Source organism: Moritella yayanosii (assembly GCF_900465055.1).
In the GTDB taxonomy this organism is placed as follows: Bacteria; Pseudomonadota; Gammaproteobacteria; order Enterobacterales; family Moritellaceae; genus Moritella; species Moritella yayanosii.
Map to the genome: position 1 here is coordinate 3,381,584 of NZ_LS483250.1, position 12,135 is coordinate 3,393,718.

Annotated in this window: 10 protein-coding genes; 7 read left to right on the forward strand and 3 right to left on the reverse strand. The window is 37.1% G+C overall.

Translation table 11 applies throughout. The features are described 5' to 3' along the window. Positions 1 to 7: 7 nt before the first annotated feature. The 3 genes from MORIYA_RS15695 to MORIYA_RS15705 form a co-directional block, all read right to left on the reverse strand. Positions 8 to 961 carry a hypothetical protein gene (locus MORIYA_RS15695; protein ID WP_112716640.1) on the reverse strand — a complete coding sequence of 318 codons (954 nt, stop codon included), beginning with the start codon at positions 959 to 961 and terminating at the stop codon, positions 8 to 10. 230 nt (positions 962 to 1,191) lie between these two features. Then, entirely contained in the window at positions 1,192 to 3,207 is a 2,016-nt protein-coding gene (locus tag MORIYA_RS15700; RefSeq protein ID WP_112716642.1) for a bifunctional diguanylate cyclase/phosphodiesterase, read from the reverse strand. 75 nt (positions 3,208 to 3,282) lie between these two features. Next, positions 3,283 to 3,939 carry a transglutaminase-like cysteine peptidase gene (locus MORIYA_RS15705; RefSeq protein ID WP_112716644.1) on the reverse strand — a complete coding sequence of 219 codons (657 nt, stop codon included), beginning with the start codon at positions 3,937 to 3,939 and terminating at the stop codon, positions 3,283 to 3,285. A gap of 553 nt (positions 3,940 to 4,492) precedes the next feature. On the opposite strand from MORIYA_RS15705, the gene galU reads away from it, so the two are divergent. The 7 genes from galU to MORIYA_RS15740 all read left to right on the forward strand — a co-directional run bounded on the left by galU (position 4,493) and on the right by MORIYA_RS15740 (position 12,116). Then, on the forward strand, positions 4,493 to 5,380 hold the full coding sequence (gene galU, locus MORIYA_RS15710; protein WP_112716646.1) for a UTP--glucose-1-phosphate uridylyltransferase GalU: 888 nt from the start codon (positions 4,493 to 4,495) through the stop codon (positions 5,378 to 5,380). Positions 5,381 to 5,452: 72 nt separating this feature from the next. Then, on the forward strand, positions 5,453 to 6,619 hold the full coding sequence (locus MORIYA_RS15715) for a nucleotide sugar dehydrogenase (protein ID WP_112716648.1): 1,167 nt from the start codon (positions 5,453 to 5,455) through the stop codon (positions 6,617 to 6,619). A 100-nt stretch (positions 6,620 to 6,719) separates the two neighbouring features. Next, the gene (cysD, locus tag MORIYA_RS15720) at positions 6,720 to 7,634 is read left to right on the forward strand and encodes a sulfate adenylyltransferase subunit CysD (protein ID WP_112716650.1); all 915 of its coding nucleotides are present in this window, start codon (positions 6,720 to 6,722) and stop codon (positions 7,632 to 7,634) included. Positions 7,635 to 7,713: 79 nt separating this feature from the next. Further along, positions 7,714 to 9,144, forward strand: a complete 1,431-nt coding sequence (cysN, locus tag MORIYA_RS15725; protein WP_112716652.1) for a sulfate adenylyltransferase subunit CysN — start codon at positions 7,714 to 7,716, stop codon at positions 9,142 to 9,144. A gap of 45 nt (positions 9,145 to 9,189) precedes the next feature. After that, positions 9,190 to 9,948 (forward strand): putative capsular polysaccharide synthesis family protein, encoded by a 759-nt coding sequence (locus MORIYA_RS15730; protein ID WP_162629282.1) that lies wholly within the window; start codon positions 9,190 to 9,192, stop codon positions 9,946 to 9,948. Continuing rightward, positions 9,935 to 11,071: an O-antigen ligase family protein gene (locus MORIYA_RS15735; protein WP_112716656.1), complete on the forward strand. Its 1,137-nt coding sequence runs from the start codon at positions 9,935 to 9,937 to the stop codon at positions 11,069 to 11,071. Before MORIYA_RS15730 ends, MORIYA_RS15735 begins: the two co-directional genes overlap by 14 nt. Next, positions 11,064 to 12,116, forward strand: a complete 1,053-nt coding sequence (locus tag MORIYA_RS15740; protein ID WP_112716658.1) for a glycosyltransferase — start codon at positions 11,064 to 11,066, stop codon at positions 12,114 to 12,116. The genes MORIYA_RS15735 and MORIYA_RS15740 overlap by 8 nt, the downstream gene beginning before the upstream one ends. The last annotated feature ends 19 nt before the right edge of the window (positions 12,117 to 12,135 follow it).

Genomic DNA, 12,135 nt, shown 5'->3' on the forward strand with positions numbered 1-12,135 from the left:
ACGATGTTTAAACATTCTTCGAGATACCACCATTGCCACCATTACCTGGATTACTTGGTGTTTTACGTGGAGAGACGCTAGCTTCCGCGGCTCTCGCTGCTGCTACTTCTGCAACGGTTAAGCCTGCTGCCGTGGCTTCTGATACTAATGTCGCATCGATACCCTGGGCGACGGCTAATGCCACAATTGTATCTGAGTCAACGCCAGCCTCAATCATCGCGGCGGCAACTGATTGAACTAAAATTGGATCGTCAGCGCTAAGTGCAAGTATATTGGATAATAGTGTTTCCATTTCTTCGCCACTGTTCATCGATGCAAATGCTTGTGCAATAATTTCTTGGGCATTATCTGGATCATTAGCAATGGCTTGAATAATTAACTCAGCTGGTGATAATTCAGCAGTAACACTGTCAACTTCAGTCGGTAAACTGGCTAATGTAATGGTGTTTTCTGTATTTGATAATGCGGGTACATTTTCTTGCACCATTGATTCTGCTTGTGCGAGTTCGTTACTAATGACTGGGACGGTATGGTCTTTAGCAAGTGGTTCTGCTTGTGCGAGTTCGTTGCTAATGACTGGGACGGTATTGTCTTTAGCAAGTGGTTCTGCTTGTGCGAGTTCGTTACTAATGACTGGGACGGTATTGTCTTTAGCAAGTGGTTCTGCTTGTGCGAGTTCGTTACTAATGACTGGGACGGTATTGTCTTTAGCAAGTGGTTCTGCTTGTGCGAGTTCGTTGCTAATGACTGGGACGGTATTGTCTTTAGCAAGTGGTTCTGCTTGTGCGAGTTCGTTGCTAATGACTGGGACGGTATTGTCTTTAGCAAGTGGTTCTGCTTGTGCGAGTTCGGTGCTAGTCACTGCGTCCGTATTTTCTGTCGTTGCAACGTCTGCCGCTGTCGCGAGCATCGGGGCACTCAATGATGTAAGAAGTAAACTAGCTAAAGTTAGTTTTTTCATTAAATAAATCCTTATCTATAAATATAGTTAACAGGTAAGTATTTAACAGCTGCCTACGTACCTAATCAGTAACATGCTACCATGAAAATCGTTGGTTTTTAAAGCTGTTTAGCTTGATAGTTAATTGTTAAGTCATTGAATATTAATAATATACCGTCTCGAATATCGTCTTGGCTGTTAATCGCTACATTAGCCGGATAAACCGATATACATGGTTGTCATTAACGGAATTATGGTTGTATCGACTCTTCAATGGCTGCATAAGTCATTGCATGGCTGGATTTAGCTAATTCGAATTGCTTATGAATGTAGATACCTTGGCCTGCATCGCAATTTAGTTCTTTAATGAGGTTAAAAATACCTTCGCTTTCAATATGTGCAGCTAACACTTTGATTCCGACACTGTGAGCAATGTGAATAATAGCTTGAATGAAAGCGTTGTTTTCTGGTTCTACGTCAAGGTGGCGAATATAAGAACCATCAATTTTTAAGTATTGAATATTTAGCCCTTTTAAATATTTGAATGAGGTAAAGCTAGAACCAAAATGGTCAATACAGACTTTAATGCCGAGTGAGTTAACAAAGGTAATGAAAGCGCTACTTGATTCGATCGACGACAGTACCGCACCTTCATTCACTTCAAAGACTAAATGAGGTAATTTCTCGCGATTTTGCGCATAGAAATTGGTTAACCAATCCCTAAATTCTAAGCAGTGCAGGGACTGATGGGTTAAGTTAATACCGATGACATCAAAGCGGTCATTAAGGTTAAGCTGCGCTAATTTTAGTAACACAATTTTGTCTAACGCTTCAGACTTATTTAAACGTTCTGCCATCGCAAATAATTGGCTGTTAGGTAGATGTATTTTTTCAAATAAGAATTGGCTAAATATCTCATGGTACAAGGGGGCATTAGTATCACACATTACCGTTGGTTGGCACACCAATTCAACTTCGTTATTGGTTACTAGGGTGTCGATGATATGGCTCCATTGTTGAAAACCAAACTCTGGTGAGTTTGTCTGGTCAGTATAAATAATACCTTGTTTATTGGCCGATATTTCTTGTGTATGCAAGGTATCAAGCTTGGCTAACAAGTTTGCTAGTTTTTCGCGTTGAGTAAATGATGTCGCAATCACATTTGCAAAGCCGTCACTGTATGCTAACGAATTTAACATCGCGAACTGGGTATTGAGTTGATGGCATATATCAATACTGCCCACATCACTACTCTTAATGGTAAACAGCAAGCTACCTCCGTGTGAACGAAATAACTGAGTGATCATAATGGGCTTAAATATGGCTTGAATGACGGCCACCGCGCGTTTTATATATTCGTCACCAGCATGATAACCAGATTGAGCATTAATGGTATTCAATGAGGGCAATAATACCATGCCGATAATATATTGATCATCATGGCTCATGGTGTGCTGTACATGACTAAAGTGTTTGTCGAATGCTTTTCGATTTCCTAACTCAGTGAGTTGGTCGATATAAATTTGACGACAGAGTTTTTCTGCATGTTGATTTAGCTCATCAAAATTGGCTTGGATATTAGTAACCATGTTATTCATGGCGGTAGTCACTGAACTGATTTCCCGCGTAAAAGCAGTATTATTAATCAGTGAGAATTGTTTTTGACATACTGAATTGGCTTGCTGCTCTAACCTGGCTAATGGGGCTAGTACAGCTTTAATAATATAATGGGCAAGCAATAATGATATAAACGAAATGATCAATGATAAGAAAAAATGATCACGAGTTTGCTGCCATAGCTTGGCATAGGATACGCCGGTATTCGCTTGCACACTTAACGTTGCCACGATATCCCAACCGTCATTAATCTCAGAGAATACAATAGGGGCGGTTAAGGTATTGGTATTCATAAAGTGGCTGGGAACCCCTTCAACATAATAATCATTGTAAGCAGAAAATATGACGCTATCGGCTAAGTCAGTTAAAATAATTGATTGGTAATAACCGGAATCAAAAATTGCCGAAATCATGGTTTCGGCAATGACAATATTGTCTTTATCCATATAAGGAGAAATAGATAAACCTAAGCTGGTGGCAGTATCTTGGGCGTGTGATTGTAATTGTTGGTTGAGATAATCACGGGTGGTTGTGACATTGATGATTTGCGAACCGATAAAACTAATGCTCACGATAGTTAAAACAAGGGTATAGAGTTGGGTACTCAAACTTAGTTTAGATTTTTTGATAAAACAGTTCCTTTGTTTCATTAAATACACTTTCTAATTGAGGTGTGATGCTAAGCAGGGTAGCAGATATTATTTTAAATAAAGACTGAGTTAATATTAAATATTATTTTTTTCAATTTTGGTCACAAGATCTCGCCATGCCGATACACCACGACTATTGGTTATTTTTTTCCCTCGGCTTTTTGCCTTTGCTGTCCATAGACCTTGGCCATTAAAGCTGTAAATCGGTTTTAAATCTCGACGCAAACTGGTCGGTAATATCTGCGGATTAAAATTGTCTAATACCACCGTTTTTGCTGTTTTATTCTCGGTATATAACAATACCATATGTGGCTGATTAACCTTGAGATGGCGAACGTACATTAAGCGTAGTTTGTCTTCAGGGATGCCTAATGCGATCAAGCTAAAGAATTTAGCAATCACAAAATCTTCACAATCTCCCATGCCTTGGCCAATTGTTTCGGCTGGTGAAGCCCAATAATCATGTTTTTTCCATAATTCAATATCGGTTTTGTAAATAATTTCACGATTAAAAAAATTATTTATTTTATTCACTTTATCCCAGTCCGAGCTTAATTTTGATGATTCGAGCAGTGACTGCCAGCGCTTAGCTCTTGCAGTTGCATCATCACCATATTCCAATGTTAATTGGTGATAAAAATCATAACTAAAAGATTGGCTGATATATGCGGTGGCTGGAGAGACGCTTAACGCGATAATCAACCAGGGTAAATGCAGGTGTTTAGAAATCATGAATTATAAAGATCCATTCTGTCAGCCCACATCATAGCTAAAATAATAGTAGAAAAATCACAGTATATTAGCAAGTCATCCCAAATACTCAAACTTATCTAATACTATATCAGTCGATTATTCTGTACTGGGTAGATGTGATCATTAATTGAAAGTTAATTTAGAAATGTCAACTAATGCGCAGGTGATGTTGCGTTATGACGTTAAGTAATTGGGTGTTTTAATCTTTCTGTAATATACCTGCCGCTACATATATCTTTGAACTATAGACAGTTTGACGCATGTGCTGTAACGTATTTATAGCGCTGGTGATTTATCTGTGTCACGTTAATAGACAATTTAGAGAGTCTTGGTTGATGAATTAAGTTGTTGTTAAAGACTATATTCATGAGCGAGTAAATGCATTGCTGGTTTATATAATAACGTATGTATTAAATATATAGCGTAAACGTTTTTTTAACGGGTTTTTTAAAACTACAAATAATAGCGGTAGCGTGGCCGAATGTTTAACTTTACCTAGAGTCATGTCTTAACCTTATAGAGAGAACATATCATGATCAAAAAATGTTTATTCCCTGCTGCTGGTTACGGCACACGTTTTTTACCCGCCACCAAATCAATGCCAAAAGAAATGATGCCTGTCGTTAACAAGCCGTTAATTGAATACGGTGTCGAAGAAGCGATTGCAGCGGGTATGAACGGCATGTGTATTGTCACTGGTCGAGGTAAGCATTCATTAATAGATCATTTTGATAAAAACTACGAATTAGAAGACCAAATCAAAGGCACCAATAAAGAAGAATTGCTCGACGATATACGTGGCATTATCGAATCGGCGCACTTTACCTACATTCGTCAAAGTGAAATGAAAGGCTTAGGTCATGCCATTTTAACGGGACGAGAACTTGTGGGTGACGAACCGTTTGCGGTGGTACTGGCCGATGACCTTTGTGTCAATGATGGCAAAGGCGTACTCGAACAAATGGTGGCACTGTACAAGCAATTCCGTTGTTCTATTGTCGCAGTTGAAGAAGTGCCTGCAGGTGAAACCCATAAATACGGGGTGATTGCCGGTGACCAAATTCGTGACGATCTATACCGCGTGACTAACATGGTAGAAAAACCAGCACCCGGCACTGAACCAAGCAACCTTGCGATTATTGGCCGTTATATTCTTACCCCAGATATCTTTGAGTACATTGAGAATACCCAACCCGGTAAAGGTGGCGAGATCCAAATTACCGATGCCTTGCTTAAACAGGCGCAGGAAGGTTGTGTGATCGCATACAAGTTTAAAGGTAAGCGGTTTGACTGTGGCTCAGTAGAGGGTTACATCGATGCGATCAACTACTGTTACGAAAACGTATATCTGCAAGATTCTAAGGCAGAATTAAATAAAAAGAAAACCGAGAAACAAAAGAGATTACTCGCAGTAACCTGATCCGTAATGGGTAACAGCACTATTGGCGATAAATGACAGCGGAGTCTGTCATCTTTATACATCAGGACGTTTATGAATATTACGATAGCAGGGACTGGCTACGTTGGTCTGTCAAATGCGGTGTTATTAGCCCAGCATAATAACGTTATAGCACTGGATATTATTGCAGACAAAGTCGCATTAATTAACGACCTAAAATCACCTATTGCGGATGCTGAAATAGAAGACTACCTCGCCAATAAAGCCTTAAACTTAATCGCGACGACCAATAAACATGATGCTTACGAAAATGCGGATTATGTCATTATTGCGACGCCGACAGATTATGATTCTGAGAATAACTATTTTGATACTTCATCAGTAGAAGCGGTGATTAAAGATGTCATGTTAATTAACCCTACCGCGATCATGATCATCAAATCCACAGTGCCCGTGGGTTATACCAAACGTATTAAGCAAAAACTCTGCTGTAGTCACATTATATTTTCTCCGGAATTTTTACGCGAAGGCAAAGCGCTGTACGATAATTTACACCCCTCGCGTATTATCGTCGGTGAACAGTCGGAACGTGCAGAAGTGTTTGCTGGCCTGTTAGCGCAGGGCGCAATTAAACAAGACATCGACATCTTATTCACTGACTCGACCGAAGCGGAAGCGGTGAAGTTGTTCTCGAACACTTACCTGGCCATGCGGGTATCTTATTTTAACGAATTAGATACTTATGCAGAAACACATAACTTAAACGCCCGTCAAATCATCGAAGGTGTAGGGCTTGACCCGCGTATTGGTAACCACTACAACAACCCATCATTTGGTTATGGCGGTTATTGCTTACCGAAAGACACTAAGCAACTACGTGCCAACTTTGAAGATGTGCCAAACACCTTAATCAGCTCGATTGTTGAATCAAACACAGTGCGTAAAGACTACATAGCGTCTTCGATTATTAGCCGACAACCAAAAGTCGTGGGTATCTACCGCCTTATTATGAAGACAGGTTCGGATAATTTCCGTGCATCATCTATTCAAGGCGTGATGAAACGGATTAAAGCCAAGGGCATTGAAGTGGTTATTTATGAGCCAGTGTTAAATGAAGACACCTTCTTTAACTCTAAAGTAATTACTGACTTTGAAGAGTTTAAAGCAATGTCAGATGTGATTGTATCGAACCGTATGGAAGCTGCGTTGGAAAGTGTGGTTGATAAGGTTTATACGCGTGATTTGTTTGGTAGTGATTAGGCTGGCAGTGATAAGAGCACTATTACTTTAAATAAACGAATTTTACAGAATAATATAATTGTTGTTATAAACAATTAACGACAAATACTCGGAGTAATTAATGGAAATATCACAAGCAAGAATGACTCATCTTAAGCAATTAGAGGCTGAGTCTATTCATATCATGCGTGAAGTAGCGGCAGAGTTTGATAACCCTGTGATGTTGTATTCAGTGGGTAAAGATTCTGCGGTAATGTTACATCTATGCATGAAGGCATTTTATCCGGCGAAACCGCCATTCCCATTAATGCACATTGATACCACATTCAAATTCAAAGAAATGATTGAATTTAGAGACCAAGCCGTTAAAAAATACGGTATGGATTTAATCGTACATAAAAATGAAGAAGGCATTGCCGCTAATATTAATCCTTTCGATCACGGCAGTGCAAAATACACTGACGTAATGAAAACTGAAGGCTTGAAGCAAGCATTAAATAAATATGAGTTTGATGCTGCATTTGGTGGTGCTCGACGTGATGAAGAAAAATCGCGTGCGAAAGAACGTGTATATTCATTCCGTGATAAGAATCACCGTTGGGACCCTAAATGCCAACGTCCTGAGTTGTGGAATACGTACAACGGTAAAGTGAATAAAGGCGAAAGCATTCGAGTATTCCCATTGTCAAACTGGACTGAGCTTGATATTTGGCAGTATATCTACCTTGAAGGTATCGAGATTGTACCGCTGTATTTAGCTAAGAAACGCCCAGTGGTAGAACGTGACGGTGCATTAATCATGGTTGATGATGAACGCTTACCGTTACACGAAGGTGAAGTACCTATGATGAAGAGTGTACGTTTCCGTACCCTAGGTTGTTACCCATTAACAGGTGCGGTTGAGTCTGAAGCAGCAACGTTACCTGAGATTATTCAAGAAATGTTATTAACTAAAACATCGGAACGTCAAGGTCGTGTCATCGATCATGATTCGTCAGGTTCAATGGAAAAGAAAAAAATGGAAGGTTACTTTTAATCGCACAGTGATTGAGAGACGCTGCTTATAACCCAAATATCTTAACCTTTAATTTAATAACAAATTTTGAGAATTTAACATGACAACACAAACGACAAACGAACAATCGTTACTCGAAAACGATATTGAAGCCTATTTACAAAAGCATGAAGACAAAGACATGCTGCGCTTTTTAACCTGCGGTAACGTGGATGACGGTAAATCAACACTGATTGGCCGCCTGTTACATGACTCAAAATTGATTTTTGAAGATCACATGGCCGCCATTATAAGCGACTCTAAAAAATACAACACCACAGATGGTGAGTTTGATTTAGCACTATTAGTAGATGGCCTACAAGCTGAACGTGAGCAAGGTATTACCATTGATGTTGCTTACCGTTATTTTGCGACAGAAAGCCGTAAGTTTATTATTGCCGATTGCCCTGGGCATGAACAATACACGCGTAACATGGTGACGGGTGCATCTAACTGTGACCTCGCTATTGTGATGATTGATGCGCGTTATGGTGTGCAAACACAAACAAAACGTCATTCTTACATTGCGTCGTTGTTAGGGCTGAAACACGTTATTGTTGCTGTAAATAAGATGGATTTAGTTGATTTTAGCCAAGAAGAATACCGTAAGATTAAAGCGGATTACAAAGCCTTTGCGCAAGATCTTAATATTCCTGATATTCGCTTTGTGCCGATTTCAGCATTAAAAGGCGATAACGTAGTAAACAAGTCTGAATCAATGGATTGGTATCCTGGTGCGACGTTAATGGAGCTGCTTAATTCAGTGACAATTAATGAAGACAAAAACCTAGATGATTTCCGTTTCCCTGTGCAGTTTGTTACCCGTCCTAATTTAGACTTCCGTGGCTTCTGCGGTACGGTTGCGGCTGGTGTGATTAACGTTGGTGATGTGATCACTGCTATGCCATCGGGTAAGTCGTCAACGGTTGCGCGTATTGTCACTGCGGATGGCGATTTAGCCAATGCATTTGCGGGTCAAGCGATTACGATTACCACCAATGATGAAATAGACATTTCTCGTGGTGATGTGCTCGTTAAATCAAACAAACTTGCGACAGCGTCAGACCACTTCGAAGCAACCATCGTCTGGATGGATGATGCAGCACTGCAACCAGATAAAGAATACGAGTTCAAAGTAGGTACTAAAAATACTTACGGCCGTATCGAAAGTATTAATCACAAAATAGATGTTAATACGCTAGAACACGTTGAAGTGAATGAAATGCAACTTAACGAGATTGCGTCTTGTAATATTCGCACATCAAGCCCTGTCGTGATTGATGAATACAACACCGTGAAAGGCACTGGCTCGTTTGTGGTGATTGACCGCTTAACTAATGTGACTGTTGGTGCTGGGATGATTACTAAGACGAATGTTGATAGTGATGGTGCTGAACAAGTTAAAAGAGAATATACGCAGGCTGAGGTTGAGTTGAATGCGTATGTTAGGAAGTGTTTTCCTGAGTGGAACTGTACTCCTATAGATGTTTAAGATCGTCAAGTCATTTATATGGTCGTTTATAAACAGGAATGTAGGATGAAAAAAATATTTAAAGACCTCAGTACATCATATAATAAATATAGAAATGAAGACGCAATACTGGTCTATCAAATGGGTAAAGTGGGTTCAACTAGTTTTGAACAATCGTTACCAAACTCAATACATCTTCATACACTATTCGGTAATTCACCTTGTTATTTGCATCAAAACCTGAGAGATAAATATAAACTTGGTTTGTTAAAAAGGTTGTTTTTTGAGTTTGTAAAACGAATAGCGATAAAGAAAAGAAATAAAATAAAAATTATAAGTTTAATTCGAGAACCGATATCGAGAGATAAGTCAATGTTTTTTCAAAACATACAACATTGGTTGTATAAATATTCTGAGGATCCTTCTACTGATATAAGATCAGAAGGAAATGAATATTTAGTTGATGCTTTTTATAAAATTTATGATTTTGATTATGGATTGAATTGGTATAGCCGTGAATTTAAAAAATTTACCGGAATTGACGTATATCAATATGAATATAATGTAAAAGAAGGTTATACGATTATTAATGAAGGTAAGTTTGAAGTTTTAATTATAAATTTGGCTAATTTAAATGAATTGAATGCAGTTATTACAAACTTTACCGGTCAAGATATATCTCAAGTAAAAGGTAACTCAGGAGATAAAAAATGGTATAGCGAAGTATATAAAGCATTCAATAAAGGTTTTGTTATTAGAACTGAATATAGGGAAAAAATTCAAAACAGTATTTTTTATAGGCATTTTTTTTATGAAAAGCCATAGAGATTATTTATCTAATTTATTAATAGTAATTATTATTTCTAGTGCTTTTTTAGATGGTGTATTTGGCGATACCTTTGAAGTACTTCAACAGGCTGTATTATTAGTCGTCTTATTATTATCTACAATATTGACAGTGGATATATTTTTCAGTCGAATACAGTATCTACAATTAGAATTTTGGGTTTTTTTACTATCAATAATATATGCAATATCAGCAATATATTATGGTTATGGTTTTAAATACAGCGTGTACCTTATTTTTTGTATGTCGGCTTGTATATTATCCTCTGAAAATAATTTTAGCTCTAATTTTTTATCCATAGTAAAAATAATAATAATATTTTTCATAGCTCTAATTTTTATTGTTGGCTTGTTTGGATTTTGGGGTACACCTAAAAATACAATCGGTGGAAATATTATTGCATTAGGTATCTTACTTTTAATTTTCTCTTCATATGATAAAGATAATTTTGTTTTTATTGCAAGTTATTTTTTTATATTAGTATCGATGTGTTTATTTATTGATTTTCGAGGTGGAACAATACAATTAGTCATCGTGTTTTTAGGGATACTAATTGGTTCTAAATTTGAATTTAAGATTAATCCACTAATCGTTTTTATTAGTTCTATATCAATAGCTTTTTCTATTGTATTTATCTTGTCTGATTTGGAATATTTTTTTTATATATCAGGACTAGGGGATACCGTAATTGAAATAAGTCATCGAGGCTTATCTTCTGGTCGGGAATTAATATGGCCGTTAGCTATAGAGTTGATATTTGAAGCCCCATTAATAGGACATGGTGCTGGATTTCTAATTAGAGATATTTTCACTGAAGAAACCTGGTCGTCTCATAACTTATTCATACAAGTATGGTTACAGGTCGGATTAATTGGACTAGGTGTTTTATCCATGATTTTATATAAAATCATGATAGCTTTATATAAAAATGAAAATAATCATATCTATATAGTTTCTTTATTTTATTGGATTAGCCTTATTGTATACAATTCGTTTGAGGTCTCATTTTTTCAAAACTCTATGCCTATAGCAATATTACAATGGTTAATTGTTGGAATCCTTTTGAATAAACAAAGTGGAAAAGTAATTACGAATGAATAAAGTAATAATAATTTCAAATGCGTCATCAACTCATACAGTTCGTTGGGTAAATGCAATAGCATTAAAAAAGTTTGATGTTTATTTAATTACACAACATGATGTAATGAAGGGGGTTAGTAAAAATGTGAATGTAATAAAATTACCTTTTAGTGGATTTAAAGGGTATTTTTTTAATGTTTTTGCATTACGAAAAATAATAGGCGAGCTAAAACCTGATAATATACATGTTCATTTTGCGAGTGGCTATGGAACGTTAGCTTTAAATGCTCGAATTAAATATTTATTGTCAGTTTGGGGTTCAGATGTTTTTCGATTTCCACAGCAAAATAAATTGAATAAATTCTTACTTGAGAGAGTGTTAAATAATGCAACTCAGATATTTTCTACAAGTTTTGCAATGAAAGACGAAACTTTGAAATATACAAGTAAAGATATTCAGGTGATACCATTTGGTGTATCTCCTGATCTATATTCCAATCCGAATTATTCAGAGCGAAGTGGAACAGTTACTTTTGGTTTAGCTAAGGTCTTAGAGGCTCGTTATGGGGTTGATACGTTATTACAATCATTTGCGAAGTTAAAAAAAGAAACTGATATACAGCTAAAATTGGAAATTGCAGGAGATGGTCCAGAGAGAAGGAATTTAGAGATATTATCAAAAAAACTTAATATTGAAAGTAGCGTGAAATTTCTAGGTTGGATTCATAATGCAGACTTACATAAGTTTTATAAAAACATAGATGTAATGGTTGTACCTTCAAGAGAGGAAAGTTTTGGTGTAGTTGCTGTTGAAGCTGGAGCTGCACATTTACCATGTATTGTTACCGATGTAGGAGGGCTACCAGAGGTCATTCTACATGATAAAACAGGAATTGTGGTCCCTGTTGATGATGTTTATTTGATGTCTAGAGCTATGCATAAATTAGCTAAAGACAAACCTTTAAGAATACAACTAGGTCAAAAGGCATATAATAACGTGATAGTTAAATATGACTGGAATAAAAATGTTGACGAAATGTGTAATTGGTATGAGAGAGGGAAGTAATATGTTTGTAATTCGTAAA

Coding starts and splice junctions, on each gene's coding strand:
- MORIYA_RS15695 (WP_112716640.1), bottom strand. CDS start 961: ATGAAAAAACTAACTTTAGCTAGTTTACTTCTTACATCATTGAGTGCC.
- MORIYA_RS15700 (WP_112716642.1), bottom strand. CDS start 3,207: ATGAAACAAAGGAACTGTTTTATCAAAAAATCTAAACTAAGTTTGAGT.
- MORIYA_RS15705 (WP_112716644.1), bottom strand. CDS start 3,939: ATGATTTCTAAACACCTGCATTTACCCTGGTTGATTATCGCGTTAAGC.
- galU (WP_112716646.1), top strand. CDS start 4,493: ATGATCAAAAAATGTTTATTCCCTGCTGCTGGTTACGGCACACGTTTT.
- MORIYA_RS15715 (WP_112716648.1), top strand. CDS start 5,453: ATGAATATTACGATAGCAGGGACTGGCTACGTTGGTCTGTCAAATGCG.
- cysD (WP_112716650.1), top strand. CDS start 6,720: ATGGAAATATCACAAGCAAGAATGACTCATCTTAAGCAATTAGAGGCT.
- cysN (WP_112716652.1), top strand. CDS start 7,714: ATGACAACACAAACGACAAACGAACAATCGTTACTCGAAAACGATATT.
- MORIYA_RS15730 (WP_162629282.1), top strand. CDS start 9,190: ATGAAAAAAATATTTAAAGACCTCAGTACATCATATAATAAATATAGA.
- MORIYA_RS15735 (WP_112716656.1), top strand. CDS start 9,935: ATGAAAAGCCATAGAGATTATTTATCTAATTTATTAATAGTAATTATT.
- MORIYA_RS15740 (WP_112716658.1), top strand. CDS start 11,064: ATGAATAAAGTAATAATAATTTCAAATGCGTCATCAACTCATACAGTT.